General features: G+C 68.8%; 16 protein-coding genes. 6 read left to right on the top strand and 10 right to left on the bottom strand.

Annotated features, from left to right (window positions below; translation table 11 throughout):
• Positions 1-18 precede the first annotated feature (18 nt).
• The 4 genes from ACFK0J_RS25020 to ACFK0J_RS25005 form a co-directional block, all read right to left on the bottom strand.
• Positions 19-366, bottom strand: coding sequence for a RidA family protein (locus tag ACFK0J_RS25020; RefSeq protein WP_378731268.1), 348 nt, complete (start codon positions 364-366; stop codon positions 19-21).
• The gene (locus ACFK0J_RS25015) at positions 363-1,460 is read right to left on the bottom strand and encodes an alpha-hydroxy acid oxidase (protein ID WP_378731266.1); all 1,098 of its coding nucleotides are present in this window, start codon (positions 1,458-1,460) and stop codon (positions 363-365) included. The genes ACFK0J_RS25020 and ACFK0J_RS25015 overlap by 4 nt, the downstream gene beginning before the upstream one ends.
• A complete protein-coding gene (locus ACFK0J_RS25010) occupies positions 1,457-2,887 on the bottom strand; it encodes an amino acid permease (protein ID WP_378731264.1) in 1,431 nt (476 codons plus the stop codon). Before ACFK0J_RS25010 ends, ACFK0J_RS25015 begins: the two co-directional genes overlap by 4 nt.
• A 228-nt stretch (positions 2,888-3,115) precedes the next feature.
• Entirely contained in the window at positions 3,116-4,285 is a 1,170-nt protein-coding gene (locus ACFK0J_RS25005) for a hypothetical protein (protein ID WP_378731261.1), read from the bottom strand.
• 124 nt (positions 4,286-4,409) lie between these two features.
• Here ACFK0J_RS25005 and ACFK0J_RS25000 point away from each other — a divergent pair, with 124 nt between their 5' ends.
• Positions 4,410-5,000 carry a TetR/AcrR family transcriptional regulator gene (locus ACFK0J_RS25000; RefSeq protein ID WP_378731258.1) on the top strand — a complete coding sequence of 197 codons (591 nt, stop codon included), beginning with the start codon at positions 4,410-4,412 and terminating at the stop codon, positions 4,998-5,000.
• On the opposite strand, the gene ACFK0J_RS24995 is transcribed toward ACFK0J_RS25000, so the two are convergent.
• From ACFK0J_RS24995 to ACFK0J_RS24980, 4 genes are all read right to left on the bottom strand, one after another.
• Positions 4,997-9,181 carry a TIGR02680 family protein gene (locus ACFK0J_RS24995; RefSeq protein ID WP_378731256.1) on the bottom strand — a complete coding sequence of 1,395 codons (4,185 nt, stop codon included), beginning with the start codon at positions 9,179-9,181 and terminating at the stop codon, positions 4,997-4,999. The genes ACFK0J_RS25000 and ACFK0J_RS24995 overlap by 4 nt on opposite strands.
• Before the next feature lie 4 nt (positions 9,182-9,185).
• Entirely contained in the window at positions 9,186-10,610 is a 1,425-nt protein-coding gene (locus tag ACFK0J_RS24990; RefSeq protein WP_378742993.1) for a TIGR02678 family protein, read from the bottom strand.
• Positions 10,610-12,334, bottom strand: a complete 1,725-nt coding sequence (locus ACFK0J_RS24985) for a TIGR02677 family protein (RefSeq protein WP_378731254.1) — start codon at positions 12,332-12,334, stop codon at positions 10,610-10,612. The genes ACFK0J_RS24990 and ACFK0J_RS24985 overlap by 1 nt, the downstream gene beginning before the upstream one ends.
• 118 nt (positions 12,335-12,452) lie before the next feature.
• Positions 12,453-13,685, bottom strand: a complete 1,233-nt coding sequence (locus tag ACFK0J_RS24980) for an XRE family transcriptional regulator (RefSeq protein WP_378731252.1) — start codon at positions 13,683-13,685, stop codon at positions 12,453-12,455.
• Between the two features lie 145 nt (positions 13,686-13,830).
• Between ACFK0J_RS24980 and ACFK0J_RS24975 the strand changes: the two genes are divergently transcribed.
• Positions 13,831-14,226, top strand: a complete 396-nt coding sequence (locus ACFK0J_RS24975) for a hypothetical protein (RefSeq protein ID WP_378731250.1) — start codon at positions 13,831-13,833, stop codon at positions 14,224-14,226.
• Here ACFK0J_RS24975 and ACFK0J_RS24970 read toward each other — a convergent pair.
• Both ACFK0J_RS24970 and ACFK0J_RS24965 read right to left on the bottom strand, forming a co-directional pair.
• Positions 14,128-16,758 (bottom strand): AMP-binding protein, encoded by a 2,631-nt coding sequence (locus tag ACFK0J_RS24970; RefSeq protein WP_378731248.1) that lies wholly within the window; start codon positions 16,756-16,758, stop codon positions 14,128-14,130. The genes ACFK0J_RS24975 and ACFK0J_RS24970 overlap by 99 nt on opposite strands.
• Before the next feature lie 91 nt (positions 16,759-16,849).
• Positions 16,850-17,734 carry a PAC2 family protein gene (locus ACFK0J_RS24965; protein ID WP_378731246.1) on the bottom strand — a complete coding sequence of 295 codons (885 nt, stop codon included), beginning with the start codon at positions 17,732-17,734 and terminating at the stop codon, positions 16,850-16,852.
• 205 nt (positions 17,735-17,939) lie between these two features.
• On the opposite strand from ACFK0J_RS24965, the gene metH reads away from it, so the two are divergent.
• The 4 genes from metH (at position 17,940) to ACFK0J_RS24945 (ending at position 25,694) form a co-directional block, all read left to right on the top strand.
• A complete protein-coding gene (metH, locus tag ACFK0J_RS24960) occupies positions 17,940-21,536 on the top strand; it encodes a methionine synthase (RefSeq protein ID WP_378731244.1) in 3,597 nt (1,198 codons plus the stop codon).
• Between the two features lie 514 nt (positions 21,537-22,050).
• Positions 22,051-23,787, top strand: a complete 1,737-nt coding sequence (locus tag ACFK0J_RS24955) for a protein kinase (protein WP_378731243.1) — start codon at positions 22,051-22,053, stop codon at positions 23,785-23,787.
• A 222-nt stretch (positions 23,788-24,009) separates the two neighbouring features.
• Complete coding sequence (locus tag ACFK0J_RS24950) at positions 24,010-24,681, top strand: HAD family hydrolase (protein WP_378731241.1); 672 nt, start codon at positions 24,010-24,012, stop codon at positions 24,679-24,681.
• 149 nt (positions 24,682-24,830) lie between these two features.
• Positions 24,831-25,694 (top strand): arpA protein, encoded by an 864-nt coding sequence (locus ACFK0J_RS24945; RefSeq protein ID WP_378731239.1) that lies wholly within the window; start codon positions 24,831-24,833, stop codon positions 25,692-25,694.
• Positions 25,695-25,724 lie beyond the last annotated feature (30 nt).

Raw genomic sequence — 25,724 nt, 5'->3', positions numbered from 1 at the left:
GATCCTCCTGATACACGGCTAATCGGCGAGCGCGATTACCTGGATTTCGATGAGCAGCCCCTCGATGGGCAGGGTGGTGACGGTGGTGGTGCGAGCTGGAGCGGTGGCGCCGAAGAACTCGGCGAACGCGGCGTTCCATTCCGGAAACCAATGGCGGTCCGCCAGATAGCAGTCCAGCTTCAGTGTCTGCGCTCGGGAGCTGCCCGCCTCGGTGAGTGCTTTGTCCAGCTGGTCGAGCACCGATTCGACCTGCGCGGCGAAGGTGGTCGCGGTGGGGGTCAGCGTGGCGGGGTCGATCGCGGCGAGCCCCGAGGTGAACACCAGCCCGGAACCACGGCGAGCGGACGGAAAGGGTGCACTACTCATGGTTGCGCTCCGATCAGTCGGGTGGCGTCGATTCGGTCGATGGTCGCGGCACCGGACAGGGTCATCAGGGTGCGGAGTTCCTCGGTGAGCAGCTCGAGCACCCGGCTCACCCCCGCCTCGCCCGCGGCGGCGAGGCCGTAGATCGCCGACCGGCCGATCACCACGGCGTTCGCGCCCAATGCCAGCGCGAGGAAAACGTCGCTGCCGGTGCGTATTCCGCTGTCGAACAGGATCGGCAGCTCCGGGCCCACCGCCGCCCGGATGGGCGGCAACATGTCCAGGCTGGCCGGTGCCGGGTCCAGTTGGCGGCCACCGTGGTTGGACACCACGATCGCGCAAGCGCCTGCGGCCAGCGCCCGTTCGGCCGCATCGGGGGTGAGCACGCCCTTGGCGATCCATGGCAGCCGGAACAGTGCGGCAGCCTCCCGCAGATCGGCCCAATTCCAGGCCGCGGCACCGTGTTCGAGCAGCTTCCCGAACACCTCGGCGACGCCGGGAGCGCCGTCGCGGCCGGTGAGGTTCCCGCCGAACTGCCGCATGTCGGGCGCGAAGCGGTTGGCCATGTTGCGGGTGCGGAAGCCGCCGATCGGGCAGTCGACCGTCACGCACAGCGCGGCATAGCCCGCGCGGTAGATCCGTTCGGCGACGGCGGGCGCGTGGGCGAACGGATGCAGCTGAGCAATCAGCGCCGCATCCGGGGCGGCCGCACGGATCTGCTCGTAGGAGTAACTACCCGCCTCCGGGACGATCGTCACCGTCCCGTGCCGCCGCACCGCCCGTGCCACCGCCAGATGCCCGTCGGCATGGAACATCGCATCGCCCCCGAACGGTGCGGTGAGGATGGGCGTTTCGAGCGTCCTGCCGAGCAACGAGGTGCGGGTGGACGGATTCGCCACCCCGCTCATCGGGTCCGGCAGGATCCGCCACCGGTCGAACGCCTCCCGATTGGCCCGCAATGTGATCTCGCGCCCCGCACCACCTTCCACGAAGTCGAATACCGCCGCGGGCAGCACGGCACGGGCGGCCCGATGGATCTCGTCGAGCGTGCCGAAGTCGACCGTGGTCGGGTACATGCTGTCGAGCTGTGCGGTCACCGGAATCCTTCCTGTGCGGCAACAACGGAATGACGGCGGCCGTAGCCGAAGTACACGGCCGCACCGAGCGCGCTCCACAGCGCGAATCGCAGCCAGGTGAGGCCCTCGAAAGTGGTTGCCAACCAGATGCATCCGGCGATCGCGGCGAGCGGCACCAACGGCACCAGCGGCGTGCGGAATGGGCGCGGCCGATCCGGAGCGCTGCGGCGCAGGATCAGCACGCCGAGCGCGACGATGACGAATGCGAAGAGCGCGCCGATATTCACCAGCTCGGCGACCGTCCCGATCGGCAGCAATGCCGCGACCAGGGCGATGGCCGCACCGAGCAGCAGGCTCAGGCGGACCGGCGCGCCGCGGGGGCTGGTGTGGCAGAGCGCGCGTGGCAGCATTCCGTCCCGGCTCATCGCGAAGATCAGCCGGGTCTGCCCGTAGCACAGCATCAGCAGGCCCTTGGTCAGCGCGATCACCGAGGCGACCAGGATGACCTGGCCGATCCAGCCCGCGCCGATCGCGCCGAGCGCGGTGGCAACCGGGGCGGCGTTGTTCAAGCTCGGGTAGGGCGCGACGCCGGTGAGTACGGCGCTGACGGCCGCATACAGTCCGGTGGCGACAACAACGGAACCGATGATGCCCCAGGGCAGATCGCGCGCCGGGTCGCGGGTTTCCTCCGCGGACGTGGCGACGATATCGAAACCGAGGTAGGCGAAAAAGGCGAGTGCCGCGCCCGCGGCGATGCCATTGACGCCGAACGGCATGAATGGCGTCCAATTGGTGGTGTCCACCTGCGGTGCGCCGATTGCGATCACCACTATCAGAACGACGACCGTCACCGCCACCAATGCCTTCACTACCGCCGCGGTGAGCTCGACACCGAATATCAGCACCGATATTATCGCGGCGGTGATCAACAGGGCGGGCAGATTGACGATGCCGCCATCGGCCGGGCCCGCGGTTATTTCACGTGGAAGTGTCACGCCGAAAAGGGAATTGAGCATAGCGGTGAACAGTCCGGACCAGCCGATGGCGACGGCGGCCGCGGCGACCGCGTATTCGAGCAGTAGATTCCAGCCGACCAGGAACGCGGGTGCTTCGCCTAGCGTCGCCCTGGTGTAGGTGTACGCGCTGCCGGAAAGCGGTGTCATCGAGGCGAGTTCGCTGTAACACAGGGCGACCAGCACGCAGATCGTCCCGGCCAGCACGAACGACAGCACGATCGCCGGTCCCGCCTTGGTAGCGGCGGCAACGCCGGTGGTGACGAAGATGCCCGCGCCGACAATGGCGCCGACACCCATCGCGACCAGGTCGAAACGGCCGAGCGTGCGTTTGAGCGGCTGGGTTCCGGCAGCCTCCGCCGCACGGGTCGCGGCGAATCGAGACGGGTTGCAGCGGCGGTGAGTAACGGGGCGGAGCTGTGTCGGTGCGGCCATGTCAACGGTCCGATCGCTGTGCGAAATATGAATTACACCGGTACTTCTCGGTGGTTGTAATTCAGTAAATCAGCCGTCCTTTGTGTTCTGGTGAACTCAGGTAACGTGTCTGTTTCGCCCGATCCGTGAAAACTATTGTTTATCAAGTAGTTCGGCAACGCCGAAATGCGCAGCGGAGCGCTGCGCTGCATCGAGTGATCGGCGGATAATTCGGTGACGAATATCCGGCTATGCGGTTGTTTCGGCTGCCGCGGTGGGCGCGGCTGTAATGGCGTGCGGCACTGCACGTTTCCGGACGAGAACGGTGGCCGCCGCGACCGCGAGCAACACCAGCGCGGCGGCGATGACGGCGTCCTGCATCGTGCCGAGGGTGGCGACGACACCGAAACCGATGGTCGCGACGGCCGCGCAGAGATACGCGACGGCGGCGTAGCGTGACGCCACCCGCGCGTGCTGATCGGGTGGGGTCGCGGCGCTGACGATGCGCAGGCCGGTGCGGTAGGCGATACCCTGCCCGCACCCCGCGACCACCGCGCCGGTCAACAGCAACGCGAGACTCGGGGTCGCGGCCACGGTCGCGGCCAGCGCGACACCGACGATGATCGTCAGCTGACCGAGGATCGGTTCGGCGGGCAAGGCGCCCGGCGGCACCGCGCGCTGGACGACCCAGGCGCTGACGAGATACAGCGTGACCGGCAGCGCCAGCAGCGGCAGGCTCGTCGTGTCGAGCAGTTCGGCTCCATAGCTCGGCAGCAGCGCCACCACCAGCCCCGCCGACACCCACGCGGCAATTCCGTTGAGGTACCCCGCGGTCGGAGGTTCGGTGGGCGGCTGCACCGGTCGGTGTGTGCCGACGGAAACGCGATCCCGCACGCTTCGATCGAGCAGCACGACCACCGCGACGACACCGAGCAACACCGCATGACCGAGATAGACCGTGACACCCGGCGCGGGCAGATACTGAGCGACCCACGCGGCCGCCAGGGTGCCGAGTGCCGAACCGAGCACGGTCGCGGTGGCCATCGCGGTCCGGCCCCCTTCGCCGGACCGCTCCAGGATCAGCCCGGCCAGCGACCCGGTGACCAGCCCGACCGAGAGCCCCGCCAGCACCCGCGCCACCTGGGCGGGCCCCGCCGAATCGGCCAGACTCATCGCGATGTCCGCACCGATGCCGCAGGCGCTGCCCAGTCCGATCCGCCACCACCAGGCCGCGCGCGCGGGCGGGGTGCCGATGAACGAGAGGGTCGGTGTCAGCGCGAACAGGTACGCGGCGAAGATGACGGTGATCAGCAGCGGCGCCAGGTCCCAGGCATGGCGGTAGTACGGCATCATGCCGGTCGCCATGTTGGGCTGAGCCATGATCAGCACGAGCAACATGCCGGGAGCAGCTGAGCGCATCCACCCTCCCAAGTGAGGAGATCTTCTCGGTTGACAAGGTAGCAAACTGAGAAGATCTTCTCTACTCAAGCGTGTCGATCCAGATGGACGGCAATGCCCGCTGTGCAACGGGCAGGATGGAGTCGTGCCAACGGTGAACACCCGCAGCGATGCCCAGCGCAGTAGAGCGGTGCTGGTCGACGCGATCGGCAACCTGCTGGACGAGGGCCGGGTCGGCTTCTCGATCCCCGAATTGGCCGGTGCCGCCGGTGTCGGTGTCGCCACCGCGTACCGGCATTTCCCGACACCGCAGGACGCGATGCAGGCGTTCCATCGCCGGGCGATCGAACAACTGCTGGAGGCGCTCGGCGCGATCGACCCGACCACCGACCCGGTCGAGCGGTTCCACCGGTTCTGCCGCACCTGGGTCGCGCAGGCGCGGCAGTGGGGTCCCGCGGTCCGCTACATCCGCAGCCACAAGGGCTTCATCGAACGACTCGCCGCGGGCGACGCCTCGATCACCGCGCTGCACGACATCCTCGCCGACGTACTGGACGCGCTTGTCCGGCAAGGCAAGACAGCACTGAGCGATCGCACCTTCGCGGTGCTGATGTGGATCACCATCTTCGATGAACGTGTCGTCTACGACCTCACCGTGCACCAGCACTGGTCGGCTGACCGCGTCACCGACCAGCTCGCCCGCGCCGCCGCGGGCGCCCTCGCCATCCGCGTCTAGCCGACCGGCGTCAGCTCGATCCCGCCTTCGATGGTCGTCGGGACGCGACGGCGGTTGGGCGAGCCGAGGGCGGCGGTCAGGTCGGTGCCGTCGTGTTCGGCGAGCAGGTCGCCGCTGTCCCACACCAGAAGCGTTGCGCTGACGGTGTTCTCGGCGGCGGCGTGCGCGAGATCGTAGTGCGCGCAGCCGGGCACGTGCGGGTAGGTGATCCACAGGTCGTAGCCGGTCATGAACAGGTCGAGATCGAATTGCACGCTGAGCCCGAGCAATTCGCTGCGGCCGTTGTCGTCGACACCGGCGAACGCCTCGTCCAGCGCGAGCAGGCGCGGCGCCTGCGGGTCGGCCGAATCGAGCATGACGTGCGCGGCCGCGAACAGCGGCAGGTGCAGCGACACCGACTGCTCGCCACCGGACAACGCGCTGTGCCTGGCGACGGTGAGCTTGTCCTCGCTGCCATCGGCCGAGATCAGGGTGAACGAGAACACCCGCCAGGTGCGGTAATCCAGGGTGGCCGCCAGGATTTCGGGGTAGGAGCGTTCCGGGTGCGCGGCCCGGGCCGCCCGGATCTCGGACGCGAAATGCGCTCGGATCGTCGCGAGTTCGTCCGCGCCGAGCGCCGACGCGTCCCGGTCGAGCAGTTTGCACATGGCTCGGGCCGGGTCGGAGAGCGTGTCGGCCAGCACCCAGTGCACACCGATGGTGTTGCCGGAGGACATCCGCCGCTGCTTCATCTCCGCGCCCATCCGGGCGATGAGATCGCGTGCGTCGCTGGTGCGTTCGTAGATCTGCTGGGCGAGCCCGGTCAGCAGCGCGTCTTCCAGGATGCGTCGCTCCGCGTCGGTGAGCAGTAGCTCCTGATCCTTGCGGGCGCTGTCGATGCGGGCGGCGAAATCGGCGAGCGCCGACATGCCGTCATCGTCCTGGACCTGCACGACGGTCAGCCCGTCGGCGGCGTCCCACTGCAACCGGTAGTCGCGACCCGACCCGGCGAGCGCGGCATCGAACTCCTGCAGCGCGGCCGTCACCGCGCTGCGGGTGGACTTGCGGGTCGCCTCGCTGGCCCGCACCGAAGCCGTTGCGGTGCTGAGGCTTTCGAACAGTTCGGCGACTTCCTCGGGCAGTACCCGCGGTTCGGCGTCCGGTCCGGCCTTGGCGATCCGGTACAGCAGCTGTTCGGGTGTCGACCAGGCGGCCTCGCTGCTGGGCCAGCGGCCCTCGGTCGAGGCGCCGAGCAGCCGGAGCAGGTCCGGCCGGGCGTACGGGGCAAGGGCTTTCACGTCGGCGAGCACCTCGGTGAGCGCGGTACCCAGGGATTCGTGTGCGGTGCGGTAGGCGGCTTCGGCGTCGCCGATGGCCTCGATCGCCTCGTTGGCGGCCTTGCGGGCGGCTTTCTGCTCGGCCTTGGTCGCCTCGATCTTCGCGCGCGCTCGGTCGAGTTCCTGATCGATATCGGCGGCGCCGGCACCCAGTGCCTCGCGCAGGGTTTCGAGTTTGCGCAGCTGCTCCTGGTAGCCGGATTCAGCCGCCTCGGCTTCCTCGGCGAACGCTTCGGCCAGGTCCTTGGCCTCGGCGTAGCGGTCGCTGCCCTCGCGTTCGCGTTCCCGCTCCCGGTCGTGTTCGGTGCGCAGTCGCAGCAGGCCGGTGCCGGTGTTCTCGAAATGCCGGATGGCCGCGGCCAACGCGTCGAGTTCGCGGGGATCGCGCGGGGTCCGATGTTTCGTGGCTGCCGCGCGCAGCTTCTTCTCGACCGAGGTGACCTCGGCGACCGCCTGGTCGAGATCGCGTTCGGCCTGCGCGGCGGCCTCGGTGCGCGAACGCATCATGCCCGCCGTCTCGGAGACCGCGCGCAACGCGGCGCTGACCGCGGTCGCGCGCGGCAAGGCCTTGGCGGCGGCCGAGATTCGGGCCAGTTCGGCGGTGGCGGCCGCCTCCTCGTCCTGTGCCAGCCGCTGGGTTTCGGTCGCGGCTTCGAGCGCGGCGGCGAGTTCGGTCAGCCGGAGTTCACGGCGGCGGGCACGGGCGGTGGCGCCGATGAACTCGGCGTCGGCCTTGTGGTGCCTGCCCACCTGCACGCCCTGCCGGAAGCCGCCCGCGGTGCTGACCGCGATCCCGGACGCCGGATCACCCTTGCCCTCGTGCAGGGCAATGGAGGCCAGTACGTCGGCGACCGTCTGTCGCGGCACCGTGAGCTCGTCCGAATCCTCCTCGACGACAAGGACATCGGCGAGCGTGCGGCCCTTCGGCCGTTCCTTCGCGGGCAGCGGGACAAGGAATTGGTCCGAGTCGTATGTCGACGGCAGTTCCGCGCAGACCCAGCCGTCGAGCAGATCGGCGGCGTGCAGCGCGGCTTCGATACCCGCGGCCGCTTCCGGTGTCACGTCGTCGGCGAAGCGGACCAGTCGCCACAGCGGGGCGCCGGTCCGGTCGTCCGGCTGCCTCGTCCGTGCGGCGAAAGGCGGTGGCGCGTCGTCGCTCTGGGCGGCCACCCGGTCACGTTCTGAGGTCAGCTCGGCGATCTGTTCGGCCGCCCTCGCCGCTCGGCCGCGGGCTTCCTGGCGACGGTTGCGAATCTCGTCCAACAGCGGCTCGGTGCGCTCGGCCAGCACCTCCGCGACGGTCGCCGCCTCCGAACCGGCTTGGGCGAGCGCGGTATCGAGGGCTTCGAACAGTCCGTCCCGGATGGGGGAGTAGACCTCGCGGTGCTCGTCCCACCAACTGCGCAGTGCGCTCGCGGCTTCGGTGCGGGCCAGCACGACCGCCGCTTCGGCATGCGCGACCTCCGCGGCGGCCGCCTCGCTCAGTTCGCGGGCGCGTTCGGCGAGCCGTTCGGCCCTGGTGCGTTCGGCCGCCGCGGTTTCCATGACGCCGAGGGCCTGCCGCACCGCGCGCACGTCGGCGTCGCGTTCCTCGGCATGCCCGCGCACCGTCGCGGTGAGCTGTTCGGCGCGGGCGGTCTCGGACAGCGCCGTCCAGTTGATCCCGGCTTCCTCAGCGGCGGAACGCAATTCGTCCTCGCCCCGGGCCAGCGCCGCGGCGGCGGTGCGCACCCCCGTACGCGCCCGCTCTGCCTCCTGTGCCCGCTGATCGAGGGTCTGCCGGGCCTTCATGGCCTTGTCGCGGTGTACGCCCGCGGAGGTCTCCAGGCGACGGACCGCGTCGGCCAGATCGTCGAGCTGCTGTTTACCTTCGTAGGCACCGGAGCGCTGCAGGTTCTCCCGGTCGCCGAGCGCCTGCTCGTAGGCGCGGTCGGCATCCTCGGCACGCGCCTCGGCGGTGGCGCGTTCGGCCTCCCGGCGCTCGCGCAGCGCGGTCGCGGCGAACAGCGCGGTGCTCGCGTGGGTGACCGCGTCCAACCGGGTGCGCAGCTGGTCGACATCCGTTTTGGCCTGCACCGCAAGGTATTTGCGGTAGACGTCGACGAAGGTGCGGGTGGCGCTGTCGGCGTGCACCAGACCCTCGAGGGTGCGCCCGACCTCCTCCATATCGCTGAAGGAACGGGCCGCGTCCAGGATCAGCTGCTCGTCGAGGGGACGCAGGCCGTCGGTGAGTGCTTGCGAAAGACCGCGCGGGTCCAGGTTTTTCGCCAACTGCGGACGGCGCAGCGTGAGAATCAGGTTGATCAGCTGGTCGTAGCGCTGGGTGCCGAGCCCGAACATCCTGGCGTCGATGGCGTTCCGGTATTCGACCGGGCGATCCACAATGGCATCGGTGCCGATCTGCTCGGCCAGCTGCTTGCGGGTGAACGGCCGGTCGTCCGGCCCGATGAGCGAGAAGTCGACGCCGACCCGGCCGTCGGCCACGAAGTACCAGCGGGTCACCTTGTCCGAGGACCGGGTGGCCCGCATGCCGATGCCGACGGTCACCGCTTCGGGGTCGTCCCACTGGCCGCGCGCGAACTCCATCCAGACATAGGAGTAGGCCGATTCCTGCTTGCGGTACAACAGGTTCGACTTCATCGTGCGTTCTTCACCGGCGAACGGGTTGAGCCGGCGCGGCTCGATCCGCCCGTCCAGCACGAACGGGAACAGCACCTCGAGGGCCTTGGTCTTGCCGGACCCGTTGGGGCCGCGCAGCACCAATCTGCCGTCGGCGAAGCAGAATTCCTGGTCGCGGTAGTCCCACAGGTTGACGATTCCGGCGCGGGTCGGAATGAACCGCACTCCGCCGTGAATGAGCGACATCGCCTCAGTTCCCTTCCGTGCCAGTGCTGTCGGACCCATAGGTGTCGGCCGCGGTGACGAACAGTTCCTCGGTGCGCTTGGCGCGTACCGTGACGACGGCGCCGCGATAACGAGCGAGGGCGGGCAGCACCAGCAGCCCGTCGTCGACCGCCCGCACCAGCCGCAGCCGCTCCAGCAGCGCCACTACCTCGGTGGTCAAACCGGGCACATCGGCTTGCCACTGGGCGGCAAAGGTGGCGCCGTACCGATCGGTGAGCGCCTGCACGGTCTCCCGCACCCACGCGGAGTCGACGAGCGGATACGTTGCCTCGACCGGCTCGGCCTCGTCGGTATCACCGTCGAAAGCCGAATCGGACTGTCCCGGCGGCTCATCGAGTGCCCGGAGCTCGGCCAGCGGTGCGAACACCGTCGACTCCGGGATCGCGCCGTCCAACTGCTCGGCCAGCGCCGCGCCCGCCTCTGGCGCCCCCGGCCTGCGCGGCACCGGGTTGTCGATATCGAGCACCCGGTCGGCGATCTCCCCGGCCAGCAGCAGCCCCACCTGCGCCAGCGTCCCGGTGCTCGGGAAGCGGATGTCCGACAACCGCCCGGACGTGTCGATCAGCGCGACCCCCTCCGCCCGGCGTTCGGCTCGCAGCCCGGTGAACAGCTCGACATCGGCGACGATCCGATCCTGTCCGAGCACCGGCCGTTCCTCGGGCGTCAGGTCCGCGAGGTACACCACCGGCCGCTCCACCAGTGCCCGGCGCACCCGCCTGGCCAAGTCGGCGGCGGTCGGCGCGTGCGCCGGACCCGTTGCGGCCGCGGCTTCTTCGGTGAGCAGCCCACGCACGCTGTGCAGGTGTTGCAGCGCGCGCGGCGGCCGGAACAGTGCGAATACCACGGGCCGGTCGATGTCGTAGAGCGCCTCGCCCGCCTCGGGATCGCTGGCCCAGCCGCCCGCGTCGCCGTCGGCCAGGGTGAGCGCACCGCGGTGGGTCAGCCAGCCGACCGCGTCGACGAAGGCGTCCCGGTCCGCCGCGCGATCGGTGGACAGTTCCAGTCCTTCTACCCGGCCCGCGTAGGCCGCGACCTGATCGGCCAACTCCGACAGCGTGATCTGGTCGCCGGCCCGGCCGAGCGCGGCGATGCAGAGCGCGAGGTAGGCGTAGCGTCGCCGATCGAAGACGCGGTCGGCGGGCGTGCGGGCCGGCTTGCCCGCATCCAACCGGTCGATGATCGGAAACACCCGCGCGGTGGTTTCGGTGACCTCGAGCCGGTAACCGAACAGCTCGGCCAGGTCCTCTCGTAATTCGGTGGCCCACCGGCGGATCAGCGGTAGCGCGATTCGATCCGGATAGGTCCTGGTGACCAGGTGATTGGCGAGGACGACCCGGGCGGCGCGCTGATAGTTGTCCAGTGCGAGGGAATCGATCTTGCGACCGTGCATCATGGGCGGCCGCCATTGCCGCGCGGCCGGGTCTTGGTCGTCTGGCGCACCTCGAGCCTGCGGTTGTTCAGGTGCAGCAGCCCGTGCGCGGTCTGCACCACCGTCGAACCGTTGTGTTCCGAGACGGTCAGAGTGACCCCGCTGTCGGATCCGGTGGTCCCGGCAACCCGGCCGCTCACCGGCACCCACGCCGTGGACGCCGCGTCCAGCAGCCGCAACAGCACCTCGGTCTCCCGTTCGTCGAGCACCCGGTCGTGCACATCGGCGGCGGCCAGGGACTTGGCCGCCTCGGCGCGGGCCCGTTGCGCGTCCAACTGCGCCTCCCGCAACCGCCGAATGCCCGCGTCGTTGCGATGGATTCGGGCGGGCGCCCCGGCCGACGGCGGCCGCCCGGTCTCGGCCAGCGTGCGGGAGATCTCCAATGGCGGCGCCTCCCACCAGGAACGCTGCGCCGGAATGAGATCCGCGTCGGGATGCTCCATCGCCAGGTGCCGCGGCCGGCCGAGACCGAACACCGCATCGAAGAGGGCATGCGCGCTGTCCGCGGTCGGCGCGGCGGTGAACCAGCCCGCCAGATGGCGCAGCGCCGACTCCCTGCTCACCCCGCCGCGCCGGGTCTCGGTGACCCGGCGCAGCAGCGAAAGCACGGCGGCGATGGCGCTCATGGTGGCCTCGCGCAGCCGCTCCGCCTCGGTCGTCCCCGCGGTCTCCCCGCTGCCGGACGCGACGAACCAGGTCCGCAGCCCGTCCCAGCGGGCCTGCCAATCCGCCTGCCGCTCCGCGAAACTGAGCAGCACCCGCTCATCGCACCCGGCGGCGCGTTCGATCAGCTCGTCGACGCCGGTCTCCTCGATCTCGGCGATCGCCCCGGCCAGTCGCGGCGTGAACCTGGCCAGGTCGAGGCTGAACTCCCGCATGTGCGCGAGCAGTGCGTCCTTGTGCGCCAGAAAGGATTCCGGGGTGATCTCGGTGGTCCGCACCAGGTCGCCGAGCGAGAGATAGAAGTGGGCGGCGCGGGCGGCCATGTCCGTCAACGCGGCGTCGAGGCGGCGCAGCGTGCGGTAGACCCGCTCGGCATCGCCTTCGCGATTGGCCGCGGCGAGGGTGTGCAGGTCGGCCAGCAACTCCGGCAGTACCAGCCGCGACAGCGACGCCTCGTCGAGCCGGGCGTTGAGCACGCCCGCGACCGCGCGGTAAGCCTGGAACCCGGCTTGGGAGAACTGGTAGACGAAGTGCCGGTTGCGATATTCGGCCAGGGTGGCGGCGCGCGTTCCGTCGTAGCTGCGCTCGAGCACGCCCCATTGATGCAGTTGATCGAGCAGCGGGCCGATCTCGGCGGCGGTTAGCCGCGGCGCGTTCGGGCGCTCGCCGCGTTCGGTGGACCAGGCCGCGGCGCTCGCGGGACCGTCGTCGGCGGGTGGTTTGTCCGCGGACTTGTTGTCCTCTATATGTTGCTGGCTCTCGACCTCAGCCGCCGGTGCCTGCGGCGGCTCCGCCAGGTCCAGCAGCTCAGGCGTGCGCGGGTGGTGGCCGTTTCGCTCGATCCACTCGGCCACATCGTCGGCGTGCAGCAGCACCACATACGCCGCCCGCGCGCTGTCGAAGGCGCGCAGCACCCACAGATAGTCGGCGCGGCGCTCGGCGGTGGCGAAGGAGAACAGCCGCAGCCGATCGTCCCAGCGGACGGTGGCGGCACTCGCGGAGCCGTCGACGGAGTCGGTCACCGGGAACAGGGTAGTAGCGGGCCGGTCGCCGACAACGCGAACGTGCCCTGTTCGGCGTGGCCGTGTCCTGTTTGCCGGATGTTCGCCGTCGAATCGGCCTGCGCCGGTACGGTACCGGTCACTCGTTCGACAACGAACGCAGCTGGTCAAAGTACACGCGGGTGCGCGGATCGCCGGGGTAGCGGGCGATGATTTCGCGCGCGGCCTCGCCCGCGATCCACATCAGCGAGGGCAGTGAACGGCGTTTACCCGCGAACGCGCGCAGTCCTTCGTCGACGGCGAGTTCCAGATCGCGATTGCGGACGGCGACCACCGCGAGGGTCAGATGCGCCTCGGACACCCGCATCGGATTGCGGACCGTGCCGTCGGCGCGGGTGGCGTTGCGGATGACCTCGTTGGCGTAGTTCTCGGCGCGCCGATCCTCGCCCGCGACCCGGCAGCAGTCCATCGCGTAGAAGTCGAACTTCTGTGGATCTACTACGAAATGGTTATCCAGATTGATCGGATGGTCGATTCGCTCCAAAATTGCTCGACCCTGGTCGAGTGCCGCCTCGACCTGGTGGCGGTCGCCGAGCCGAGCCCACGCCTTGGCCCGTTGCGCGGCGAGTTGCACGCCGACGCCAAGGTTCTGGCTTACCCCCAGCACTTGGTCGACCGCGTCGATCGCGCCGCGGTAGTTGCCCTGGGTCAACGCGAACCAAGCGGCCATTTCCGCACTCCAGCCGGTGATTTCGGCGTTCTCCGCCTCGACACCCAGCGAATATGCGGCGCGCCGAGTCGCTTCGGCGGCGGTCCGCCGACCGAGGTCGTAGTCGACGCAACCGACCAGTAGCGCAACCCATCCCGCGAGGACGAGGATGTCGCGATGCTGCGCCAGTGTCAGTCGGCCGTCCAATAGCGAGGTGATTCGGCGCAACCATCCGGTGCCCTCGGCGTGCAGCTCGTGCGGATCGGCGTAGGAGTACTCGCAGCACAGGCGTTCCGCGGTGATGCGGATGGCGTCGAGGGTGGCGGGGGAGACGTCCGACATGCGGAGTCTGCCAATGAACTCCAGTGTGTCCATGCCGGTTGCCGAGAGGACTTCGTCGTCTCGATTCGGCCTGGCTTTGGGGAAGAACGCGGCGGTGACGGTGTCGAAGGCGGCGGCGATGATCGGTGCGTAGAAATCATCCGGCCGCGACTCGCCCGATTCCCAGCGGCGCCAGTTACGTAGCAGTGTACTGTCTGTCGGCAGGTTGTGGGATGACTTGGCGCGCATCACGCGGACGGCGTCGGCTTGTGACCACCCCCGCGCGTCGCGCTCGGAGCGCATCCGGACAGCCCAGACGGGTCGATCGTCTCCAGCGGCCACGTCAGTAGTATCGCACCAGTTAACGCCCGGTGGCCGAGATAGGGCATATAGGTGTCAGTGGGTTGACATCTGCATTCGCAGTTTGGCGTTGTGCATGCTGGACATGGGAGCGGAAAGTTTGCCGGACCCATCTTGTATGAGCCAGATGCAATTGCATCTGTCCTTGCAGGGCGCAGTACCCCACAATGGGGTGATCCACATAAGAACAGCGGTACCCAATCCAACGGAGGTTCGGGTGGAAGCGTTGATCTATGGATACGTGCGTGACGATTTGGCCGATGGCCACAGCGAAGAGCTCGAGGATGCGATGACCAGCCTCGCCCGCGAGGAAGGGCTCTGCTTCGCCGCAACGTTCCATGAATCGACTTCCGGTGATGGCACGGCTTTTGCCGAGCTGACCCAGGAGCTCAAGCGAGCCGACGCGCACCACGTCGTGGTTCCGTCACTCGATCACCTTGCCGGCCAGACGATCCCGCGAGACATCCTGCTCGCGAAGCTGGCGCACGAAGCGGCGGCCCAAGTCTGGACCATCGACAGCTGATCGAAACGACGGCACGCGCAACCGCCGTCGCGCCCCCGCCACCATCCTCGTCGCGGCCACACCGGCCACCAGCGAGGCGAGCAACGCCGCAACATGGTGTTGCCCGAACGGTGGATATACCTGCCAATGCAGCAGATACGCGAACAGTGAGCTGTCGGCGAGCACCGCGGCCGCGACAGCCACCAGGGCGGGTACCCGGATCGCGGGCAGCCAGATCAGCAGGAGCAGCCCGGCCATGACGAGCCGCTCCCGATCAGGAACCCCGAAATAGCCCGGCACACAAGCCAGCAGGACGGCGCTCACCAGCAGCCGCTGCCACATCGACGTCGCCTTCGCGGCGGCCCAGCCCATCGCGAAGAACCACACGGCCAGCGGCGAGAAGGGTACATCCTTCGCCGGATAGAGCCCGAACGGCTGGTACCGCAGCACCAGGGTGATCGCGAGCAGGCCCATCGCGAACCAGAACGGTTCGCGCCGCTCCAGCGCGTCCACCAGGGGGATCCGCAGCAGTAGCGCGGCCGCGACGGTGAAGTAGACAAGCACCTCGATGTACCAGAGGTGCCCCGCGGTGGCGCTGTCGTGCGGGCCCAGAATCTTGTTGAGCAGCAGCACGTTCTGCCACCCGTAGTAGTCGGTGAACAGCAACGTGATGGCAACCCAGGCGGCGGTCGGCACGGCAATCAGCGCGACCGTGCGCAGCGCGTGCCGCAACCGTTCGGCACGCGGCGCGGCGGTCACCGCGAAGCGGGCGAAGTTGAATCCGGCGACCGCGAGCAGCACGTGCGCGGCGCCCCACAGGACGAAAAGGCCGATATGCGAACCCGCGATCAGCACGATGGCCGCGGCGCGCAGCAGCGTGCCCGTGTCCAGGGTGCGGCCGAACCGCCTGCCGCCGTGCGGTATCCGTTCGAGCTCGGCGATCGTCATGGTCGGCCAGTCGGCGGGCAGTCGGCCCAGCGTGCGTTCCACTCGGGCCGCGGTCGTCACATAGGTCAGCGAATTGCCGCCGAGATCGACGAAGGTGCTGTCCGGGCGGATCGTCGCCGGGTCGATGCCGAGGGCAATGGCGTAGAGCGCGCGGATGTCTCGGGTCTGCGGCGCGGGCGCGGCCAACGTGCGGACGGCGGGGTAGTCCGGCTTGCCGTTGGCCAGCCGCGGCAGTTCCTCGACCCTGCACACCCGCACTGCCGCGGCGGGCAGCCCGGCCAGGAGTGCGGCGGTCTCGGTCGGGTCGGTGTCGGGGTGCTGCACCGCGACGACGAGGTGTTCGTCGTCGTCGGTGCAGCAGGTGGTGAAACCCGCTGCCGCCAAGCCGGACTCGAGCCGTTGCAGGTCGATGCGCAGACCGAAGATCTTCGCGAACCGGCTGCGGCGGCCGATTACCTGGTACAGGCCCTCGGGGGTGCGGCGCGCGAGATCGCCGGTGCGCAACGCGGTGACGGTGTGGCCCAGCGCCAGATCGGACGAGGACGTCGCGTAACCCATCATGACGTTGGGTCCGTGGTAGACCAGTTCGCCCGCCTCGGCGTCGGTCCGCTGGTCGCCGCGCTCGTGTCCGTGCCGGTTGACGCCGTGCCCGTCGGCATCGTCGACCGGTTCCAGGCTGAACTCCCCGCCGGGGATCGGCACACCGATGCAATCCGGGTGCGCGGCCGCCAGATCCGGCGGCAGATAAGCCATCCGGGCGGTGGCCTCGGTCTGGCCGTACATGACGAAGAAGTCCCAGCCCGAGCGTGCGCCGAGCCGCGCGTATTCGACGACCCGCTCGGCGGCGAGCCGACCGCCCGCCTGGGTGACGTAGCGCAGATCTGGCAATTCCATGCGGGCGAAGCCGATCCGGTCCAGTAGGTCGATGGTGTACGGGACGGCCGCGAAAGACGTTGCCCGGTAGGCGCGGAACTCGTCCCAGAAGGTGTCGTCCAGGATCGACCGTTCGGTGAGCAGCAGGCTCGCACCGCGCAACAAGTAGCTGTGCAGCACCGAGAGCCCGTAGCAGTAGAACATCGGCAGCGTCGTGGCCGCGCGGTCGTCGGGGGTGATGGTCAGGTACTCGGCGATGGCGGCGGCGTTGGCCAGCAGGTTCGCCGACGAAAGCCGGACGAGTTTCGGTGACCCCGTGGAACCCGAAGTGCTCAGCAAGAGCGCGAGGTCCGGATGCAGGGTGTGCGCCGACGTCTCGCGCCGCACGCGTGTGGTGCCGTCCTCGATGAGGACATCGGGATCGTAGGTCGTCAGTAACTCGGTGGTGACGTCCGCGGTGAGCAGTACGACGCAGCCCGCGCTGAGTGCGCCGAGATACCCGACGAGCGAATCGAGGTCGTTTCGGGCTGCGAGTGCGACGAGCCGCCTGTTCGGTCCGAGGGTGGCCGCGAACTCCTCGACGAGCGTCGCCAGCTGCGCATAGGTGACCTGCCGCAAATCTTCCGCCACCGGCGCCGCCGCCGTGTCGTTCGCGGCGCCAGATCGGGGGCAGAGGACGGCGATCCGGTCGTCAAAAGCGCGCAGATGCGCGACGATCGGGAGAAAGGTCACCCTGAGAAGAATAGGCGGCAGCCGCTTCGCGGCCGACATGCGGCCCGTGGGTGAACACTGGGCAAACCAATGCTATTCGGGCTCAACCACTTCAGAGTCCGAAGCTGCCCGGACCCCGCCTGCGCAGATACTTCTCGAACTCGGCGGCGATGGCGTCGCCGTCGATCTTGGCCATCGCCTCGTTCACGTCGACCGCCGCGTCGCCGCGCTCCTCGAGCGACCGCACGTACTCGGTGACCTCGTCATCGCCCGCGGTCATCTCGTTGACCGCGGTCTCCCACTCCTCGGCCTGCGAGGGCAGTTCGCCGAGCGGCACCTCGATGTCGAGCACATCCTCGACCCGGTGCAGCAGCGCGATCGTGGCCTTCGGGTTCGGCGGTTGCGAAACATAGTGCGGCACTGCAGCCCAGAACGACACCGCGGGCACACCCGCCTTCACACACTGGTCTTGCAGCACCCCGGTGATGCCGGTCGGTCCCTCGTACCGAGTCTGCTCCAGGTTGAATCGCTCGGCCGCTTCCTTGCTGTACGCGGACCCGGTCACCGGAACGGGACGGGTGTGCGGCGTATCGGCGAGCAGCGCGCCGAGGATGACCACGGTCTGCACGCCCAGCTGTTCGATGAACTCCAGCAGGTCGTCGCAGAAGCTGCGCCAGCGCATGTTCGGTTCGATCCCGCGCAGCAGCACGATGTCGCGGTCGCTGCCCGGCGGCGAGCACACCGAGAGCATGGTGGACGGCCACTGGATTTCCCTGGTCACGCCGTCCACCTGGCGCACCGTCGGGCGGTTGACCTGGTAGTCGTAGTAGTCCTCGGAATCGAGTTCGGCTAGCGGCTCGGCGTCCCAGATCAATTCCAGATGCTCTACGGCGCCGCTTGCGGCGTCGCCCGCGTCGTTCCAGCCTTCGAAGGCCGCGACCAGCACCGGTTCCCGCAACGTCGGCAGTTCCGGATCGGGAGTTTCACTGGGGTTCACTCGGTCAGCATAGTGCGCGTAGCCGGACGAAGTCCGTCATCAAACCGCGCACGGCCACCGCGAAGGGCGAGGTACGCCGGATGTGCGCGGAACTGGGCGGCCGGATGCTCGGCGTGTTCGGCAGCGGCGGCGGGGGACGTGCGGAAAGTACACCGACGAGACGCGGCGGGCAGGGCTGTCTCACCCGACCATTACGCTTGATCACATGTCTGCGTCCATCCCCGCCGAGTTCGACACCACGCTACTCGACACGTTGCGCCGCCGTGTCGTGATCGGTGACGGTGCGATGGGCACGATGTTGCAGGCGGCGGACCTCACGCTGGACGACTTCCTCGGCCTCGAGGGCTGCAACGAGATCCTCAACGACACCCGCCCGGACGTGCTGCGCACCATCCACCGCGCCTACTTCGAGGCGGGCGCGGACGCGGTCGAGACCAATACCTTCGGCTGCAACCTGCCCAACCTGGCCGACTACGACATCGCCGACCGCATCCGCGATCTGTCCGAACGCGGCACCCGGCTGGCCCGCGAGGTGGCCGACGAGATGGGCCCGTCCGCCGACGGCACGCCGCGTTATGTGCTCGGCTCGATGGGCCCGGGGACCAAGCTGCCCACGCTGGGCCATGCTCCTTATATCGCGTTGCGCGACGCGTACACCGAATCCGCGCTCGGCATGCTCGAGGGCGGTGCGGACGCCATCCTGATCGAGACCTGCCAGGACCTGTTGCAGGTCAAAGCGGCGGTGAACGGCAGCCGGGAGGCCATGCGGCTGCTCGGGCGGCGCATTCCGATCATCACCCACGTGACCGTGGAGACCACCGGCACGATGCTGGTCGGCAGCGAGATCGGCGCGGCGCTCACCGCGCTGGAGCCGCTCGGCATCGACATGATCGGCCTGAACTGCGCGACCGGTCCGGCCGAGATGAGCGAACATCTGCGGCATCTGTCCCGGCACGCGCAGGTGCCGGTGTCGGTGATGCCGAACGCCGGTCTGCCGGTGCTCGGTGCCAACGGTGCCGAATATCCGCTGTCACCGGAGGAACTGGCGGTCGCGCTCAGCGGCTTCGTCTCCGAGTTCGGGCTCGCGTTGGTCGGCGGCTGCTGCGGCACCACCCCCGAGCACATCAGGCAGGTGACCGAGGCGGTTCGCGAGATCGAGCCGAAGCTGCCGCCGATCGACGAGCGCCGCGCTCCGACCCACGAGCCCGCCGTGTCCAGCATGTACACGGCGGTGCCGTTCGAGCAGGACGCCTCGATCATGATGATCGGCGAGCGCACCAATGCCAACGGCTCCAAGGCATTCCGGGAAGCCATGCTGGCCGAGGACTGGCAGAAGTGCCTGGACATCGCCAAGGACCAGACCCGCGACGGCGCGCACATGCTCGACCTCTGCGTCGACTACGTCGGTCGCGACGGCGCCAGGGACATGGAGGCGCTGGCCAGCAGGCTGGCCACCGCCTCGACGCTGCCGATCATGCTCGACTCCACCGAAACCCCGGTGCTGAAGGCGGGTCTGGAACATCTCGGCGGCCGTTGCGCGGTGAACTCGGTGAACTATGAGGACGGCGACGGTCCCGAATCCCGTTTCCAGCAGACCATGCGGCTGGTCGCCGAGCACGGCGCCGCCGTGGTCGCGCTGACCATCGATGAGGAGGGCCAGGCCCGCACCGCCGCGAAGAAGGTGGAGATCGCCGAGCGGTTGATCGCCGATATCACCGGCAACTGGGGCTTGCTGGAGAGCGACATCATCATCGACACGCTCACCTTCACCCTCGGCACCGGTCAGGAGGAGTCGCGCCGGGACGGCATCGAAACCATCGAAGCCATCCGACTGCTCAAGAGCAAGCATCCCCAGGTACAGACCACCCTCGGCCTGTCGAACATTTCCTTCGGCTTGAATCCCGCGGCCCGTCAGGTGTTGAACTCGGTGTTCATGCACGAATGCGTGCAGGCCGGACTGGATTCCGCGATCGTGCACGCCTCGAAGATCCTGCCGATGGCGCGCATCCCCGACGAGCAGCGCGAAACGGCGCTGGATCTGGTGTACGACCGGCGCAGCGAGGATTACGACCCGCTACAGAAGTTGATGGGACTGTTCGAAGGCGTATCGACGTCGTCGTCGCGGGCCTCGCGCGCCGAGGAGATGGCGGCGCTGCCATTGTTCGAGCGCTTGGCGCGGCGCATCGTCGACGGCGAGCGCAACGGTATGGAGGCCGACCTCGACGAGGCGATGCAGCAGGTGCCGCCGCTGCAGATCATCAACGAGACGCTGCTCTCCGGTATGAAGACCGTCGGTGAGCTGTTCGGCTCCGGACAGATGCAGCTGCCGTTCGTCTTGCAGTCGGCCGAGGTGATGAAGGCCGCGGTCGCGTACCTGGAGCCGCACATGGAGGCCACCGACGACAGCGGCAAGGGCCGCATCGTGCTGGCCACCGTCAAGGGCGACGTGCACGACATCGGCAAGAACCTGGTCGACATCATCCTGTCCAACAACGGCTACGAGGTGGTGAACCTGGGCATCAAGCAGCCCATCGCGACCATCCTCGATGCCGCCGTGGACAAGAAGGCCGACGTCATCGGCATGTCCGGGCTGCTGGTGAAGTCGACCGTGGTGATGAAGGAGAACCTGCAGGAGCTCAACGCCAAGGGCGTGGCCGAGCAGTTCCCGGTGCTGCTCGGTGGGGCGGCGCTGACCCGCGGTTATGTCGAGAACGACCTCACCGAGGTGTACGAGGGCGACGTACACTACGCCCGCGACGCCTTCGAGGGCCTGCGGTTGATGGACGACATCATGACCCGCAAGCGTGGCGGCGGTATCGATCCCGGCAGTCCCGAGGCGATCGCCGAGCGGGAGAAGGCTGCCGAGCGCAAGGCGCGGCATGAGCGGTCCAAGCGCATTGCCGAGCAGCGCAAGGCGGTCGAGGTGCCGATCGAGGTGCCCGCGCGCTCCGATGTGGCCGCGGATGTGCCGGTGCCGGTGCCGCCGTTCTGGGGCACTCGGGTGGTGAAAGGCCTGGCACTGCACGAGTATTCGGGGCTGCTCGATGAGCGGGCACTGTTCCTCGGTCAGTGGGGTCTGCGCGGCCAGCGCGGCGGCGAGGGGCCGAGCTATGAGGAGTTGGTGGAGACCGAGGGCAAGCCGCGACTGCGGCTCTGGCTCGACCGGCTGAGCACCGAGGGTGTGCTCCAGCACGCCGCCGTCGTGTACGGCTACTTCCCTGCGGTGTCCGAGGGTGACGACGTTGTCGTGCTCACCGAACCGAATCCCAGTGCGGCCGAACGCTATCGGTTCACCTTCCCGCGCCAGCAGCGCGACCGCTTCCTGTGCATCGCCGACTTCATCCGGTCGCGCGAGCAGGCCGAGGCGACCGGTCAGGTGGATGTGCTGCCGTTCCAGCTGGTCACCATGGGCCAGCCGATCGCCGACTTCGCCAACGAACTCTTCGCGGCCGACAATTACCGCGACTACCTCGAGGTGCACGGCATCGGCGTCCAGCTCACCGAGGCATTGGCCGAGTACTGGCACCGTCGCATCCGGGAGGAACTGACCCTGGACGGGCACGCGGTCGCCGACTCGGACCCCACCGACGTCCTCGACTACTTCAAGCTCGGCTACCGGGGTGCGCGCTACTCCTTCGGTTATGGCGCCTGCCCCGACCTGGACGACCGTGCCAAACTGGTCGACCTGCTCGAGGCCGAACGCATCGGGGTGGTCCTCTCCGAGGAACTCCAACTCCACCCGGAACAATCCACCGACGCATTCGTCCTGCTGCACCCCGAGGCGAAGTACTTCAACGCCTGACCGCTTCGTCGTTCGGCTGTCACAGAGCCCCCATACGCCTCACCGGGCTTACGCCTCCTGTGCGGCGTACGGACGCCCTGTGAGTCCTCGCAACCCGACCTCCCTGCGCCACCACAGCCAGTGGATCGCGTCGTGACCCGTTATGCGAACCGGTGGTGGGTTGTGATCGTGATCACGCTGTGGCGGAACAGTGTTCGCGTGCCGCAAGGGCCTTGGCTACCTGCTCGTATGTCATGATTTGGGCAAATCCCGACGCGCCGAGTGGATTTCGCGACTCGGCGTGGCGCAGCGCTGACCTGGGGGATCGCCCGGGCGTTCACGGTGAGGTGGATGTCGGTCGGGTGGGTATGCCATTGTCGGAAGCGTTGCAACTGCATCCGGAGCAGTCGGCGGATGCGTCGCCATCGCTGCTTACGGGTGCAAAGGACTTCGGCGCGTGGCAATTTCGGGGATTTCCCGGCGTTGCGCGCCAGTGCAGTACCGGCTCGGCGCGTAAGCAGGAAGGCACAACACCATGACGGCGGACCGATTGATCGCGGGACGGTATCGACTCACGGATCCGATCGGCACAGGTGCCATGGGCGTTGTCTGGCGCGGCACGGACGTCCGCTTGCGGCGCACCGTCGCCGTGAAGCAGTTGATCCTCGGGCCGGGCTTGTCGCGCGAGGCGGCGCTGGAGGCGAAACTGCGCGCCATGCGCGAGGGCCGGATCGCGGCGCGGCTGCACCACCCGAACGCGATCACCGTCTTCGACGTCGCCGAGGAAGACGGCCAGCCGTGGTTGGTCATGGAATACATGGACGCGCCGAGCCTGGCGGCCAAACTCTCCGGTAAACGCACCCTCGCCCCGGCGGAGGTCGCGCGCATCGGCGCGCAAGCCGCGGGCGCACTGGCCGCCGCGCACAAGGCGGGCATCATGCACCGCGACGTGAAGCCCGCGAACCTGCTCGTCGGCGACGACGGCACGGTGAAGCTCACCGACTTCGGCATCTCCCGGGCCGTCGGCGACGTCACCGTCACCGCCACCGGATTCCTCGCGGGCACCCCCGCCTACCTGGCCCCCGAGGTGGCGCGCGGCGAGAACCCGGAACCCGCCTCCGACGTATTCGCCCTCGGCTCAACGCTGTACGCCGCGGTGGAGGGTCAGCCGCCGTTCGGTGAGGGCGACAACCCGCTGGCTGTGTTGCACGCCGTCGCGCGCGGCCAGGTCCCGGAACCGAAGCAGGCCGGTGCGCTCGGCCCGGTGCTGATGCGACTGCTCGCCCCGACGATCGACGCGCGCCCGACCATGCGGGAGGCGCAGCAAGCGCTCGAAGCCGTTGCGGAGGGCCGGGTTCCGAAGCTGAGGACACCGTCGCTCACCAAGGCGCTGCCCGCGCCGGGCGCGGATGCGACGACCGTGCTCCCGCAGCCGGGCGCCGATGCCGCGGGCAGCGCGGCGAACGCGACCGCCGCGACGGCGCTGGTACCGACCGCCGCCCTGGCCAACGCCACTCCGCAGGCGAATTCCGCTGCGCCCGAATCCGTTTCCGCGCAGCCGCCGATCCCGCCACGCCGCGCGGCGACCACCATCCCCGGCAGTGCGGGCGGCGGGCCGCAGCGTAACCGCGCCATGGCCGTCGGTGCCGCCGCGTTCGTCGCGGTGCTCCTGGTGATCGGACTCATCGCCTACATTGTCAACGGCGACCGCAAGGACGAGGGCGGCACGGCCGCACCGTCGGCAACCACCGTTTCTTCCGCCGCCCCCGAGGGACCGCCGCCACCCGCCAACGCGGCGAGCACCGGCCAGGAGGTGCCGCCGGCTCCGGTGAACACCCCCGAGCCGTCGGCCCCGCCGAGCCCGACTCCCGCCCCGTCCTCGACGACACCCTCGCCTACGCCCACGCCGAGTCCCACCCCGAGTAAGGCGCCGCCCACGACCGTCACCGCGACACCGTACGGTCCGGCCCCCGCGGCCAACGTCGCCCAATTCATCCAGGGCTACTACAGCATGCTGCCCGGCAACACCTCCGCTGCCTGGTCCCAGCTCACGCCCTCCTACCAGGCGCAGACCGGCGGCTACGACGCCTACGTCCGGTTCTGGAGCGATATCCGCGCGGTGAGCGTGGGGAATGTCACGCCGAGCGGTGAGAACCGGGCGACCGCATCGATCACCTACACGATGAAGTCCGGTGAACGAAGGTCGGAAAGCCGCTGGTTCCAGGTCGTCTCGGAGAACGGGCGAATGCTGATCGCCGCGTCCGGGGCATAGGCGTTCCGTCGGGGCGCGGCACGGCTCTGCTGGAACGCGACAGGGTCCTGCTGTTGGAATGCGGCAAGGCGCTGCTGGAAAGCGGCAACGCCTTGCCGGGCACGATCTGCCGCGAACTGTGCCGCCGGTGCACCACGCAGCCGAATGCCGGAGAATAGCTCGGGGCGGCGACTGCCATCGTGGCCTGGGTCGATCGGTAACCAATGAGGAGATGTACCGCACGTGACTGCGCGACTAGCCGCCGTTCTCTGGGATATGGACGGCACGTTGCTGGACTCGGAGAAGCTCTGGGACGTCGCCGTCCGCGAGCTGGCTCGCGAGCACGGGCACGAGATGACCGACGAGCTGCGGCACGCGCTGATCGGCGCGTCCGGGCCGGACGCGCTGCGGTTGATCTTCACCGGTCTCGGCATCGAGTCGACCCCGGCGGCATTGGGGGCGGCGGGGGACTTTCTGGAGCGCCGGGTGACCGAGTTGATGACCGGCCCTATCCCGTGGCGTCCCGGTGCGAAGGACGCGCTCGCGTTGGTCAGGGCGGCGGGACTCGCTTCGGCGCTCGTCACCAATACCAAGCGGTCGCTTACCGAATTCGGATTGGACACGCTCGGCCGCGATTTCTTCGACGTGTCGGTCTGCGGTGACGAGGTGGCTCGCGGCAAGCCCGCGCCCGACGTCTATCAGCGGGCCGCTGAGCTGCTCGGCGTCGAACCGCGCGACTGTGTGGCCGTGGAGGATTCGCCGACGGGCACCCGCGCGGCGTGGGCGGCGGGGTGCGCGGTGATCGTGATCCCGTGCGAGATTGCCGTTCCGGACGGACCTGGCCGAACCTTCCGCGACTCGCTGGTCGGGCTCACGATCGAAGACCTCGAACAAGCGCTGAAGCTGCGCGGCTGACCGGCCGCCGTTCGACACTCCCGACCGCGCTCTACCGAGAGTTACTGTGCCGCAACGGTAGTGAGTGCTGCTGGGAGCTGTGACGGCGATCACCGGCAATCTCGCCGAATCTCGGGCGTGTCGGCGGTTCGCTCCACCAGAATGTCGCCATGGCAGCGTTGGGTGTCCTCGACGAGATCGTTGATACCGCACGGTATCCCCTCGCTGAACCGGACGACCCCGGCCGGCGCAGCGCGGTGCGGCGAGCCCGCACGGAACTGGACGAGAGCGGCTGCACCGTCCTGCGGGGCTTCATCCGGCCGGAACTGACCGAGACCCTGCGGGCGCAGGGCGAGGCGATGGCGCCGCACGCGTACTACGAAGTCGAGCGGGTGAACGCCTACAACATCCCGCTGGACACCGAGCTACCCGCGGATCATCCGGGGCGCATCGTGCTCGAGCGCGGAAACGCCTTCGTGCCCCGCGATCGCATTCCCGGCGACGCGCTGATCCACCGGCTCTATACCGACCGGCGCTTCCAGCGTTTCGTCGCGGACTGTTTCGGCCTGGCCGAACTGCACGAATTCGCCGACCCGCTGGCCGGACTGTGCCTGAATGTCGTCGCCCCCGGCATGTCGCATCCGTGGCACTTCGACACCAACGAATTCACCGTCAGCATGCTGACCCAACCGGCGGAGTCGGGCGGAATCTTCGAGTACTGCCCCAACATTCGCACGCCGGCGGCCGAGCGCCTCGACGACGTACGCGCCGTGCTCACGGGCTCGGGCGAGCGGTTGATCCAGCGGCTCGACCTGCGCCCCGGCGATCTGCAACTGTTCCGCGGCCGCTTCTCGCTGCATCGCGTGTCGCCCGTCGCCGGTGCCACCCAACGGCATTCGGCGATCTTCGCCTACACCGACCGACCCGGCATGGTCGGCACGGTGGAGCGCACCAGGCAACTCTTCGGCCGCGTACTACCCGATCATCTGGCCGCCGCGGCCGACGTTGTCCGCGGCGACCGATTGCTCGACTGAGCCGAACGCCCCCGTTCGACCCAGTGATCG

The organism is Nocardia brasiliensis, from assembly GCF_042691675.1.
GTDB classification, from domain to species: domain Bacteria; phylum Actinomycetota; class Actinomycetes; order Mycobacteriales; family Mycobacteriaceae; genus Nocardia; species Nocardia brasiliensis_D.
The sequence above is the reverse complement of the archived record's forward strand: the minus strand, read 5'-3'. Positions and strand labels throughout refer to the sequence as shown.

Coding starts and splice junctions, on each gene's coding strand:
- ACFK0J_RS24975 (WP_378731250.1), top strand. CDS start 13,831: ATGCAATTGCATCTGTCCTTGCAGGGCGCAGTACCCCACAATGGGGTG.
- metH (WP_378731244.1), top strand. CDS start 17,940: ATGTCTGCGTCCATCCCCGCCGAGTTCGACACCACGCTACTCGACACG.
- ACFK0J_RS24995 (WP_378731256.1), bottom strand. CDS start 9,181: ATGTCGCTCATTCACGGCGGAGTGCGGTTCATTCCGACCCGCGCCGGA.
- ACFK0J_RS25020 (WP_378731268.1), bottom strand. CDS start 366: ATGAGTAGTGCACCCTTTCCGTCCGCTCGCCGTGGTTCCGGGCTGGTG.
- ACFK0J_RS24990 (WP_378742993.1), bottom strand. CDS start 10,610: ATGCACGGTCGCAAGATCGATTCCCTCGCACTGGACAACTATCAGCGC.
- ACFK0J_RS24955 (WP_378731243.1), top strand. CDS start 22,051: ATGACGGCGGACCGATTGATCGCGGGACGGTATCGACTCACGGATCCG.
- ACFK0J_RS24945 (WP_378731239.1), top strand. CDS start 24,831: ATGGCAGCGTTGGGTGTCCTCGACGAGATCGTTGATACCGCACGGTAT.
- ACFK0J_RS25010 (WP_378731264.1), bottom strand. CDS start 2,887: ATGGCCGCACCGACACAGCTCCGCCCCGTTACTCACCGCCGCTGCAAC.
- ACFK0J_RS25005 (WP_378731261.1), bottom strand. CDS start 4,285: ATGCGCTCAGCTGCTCCCGGCATGTTGCTCGTGCTGATCATGGCTCAG.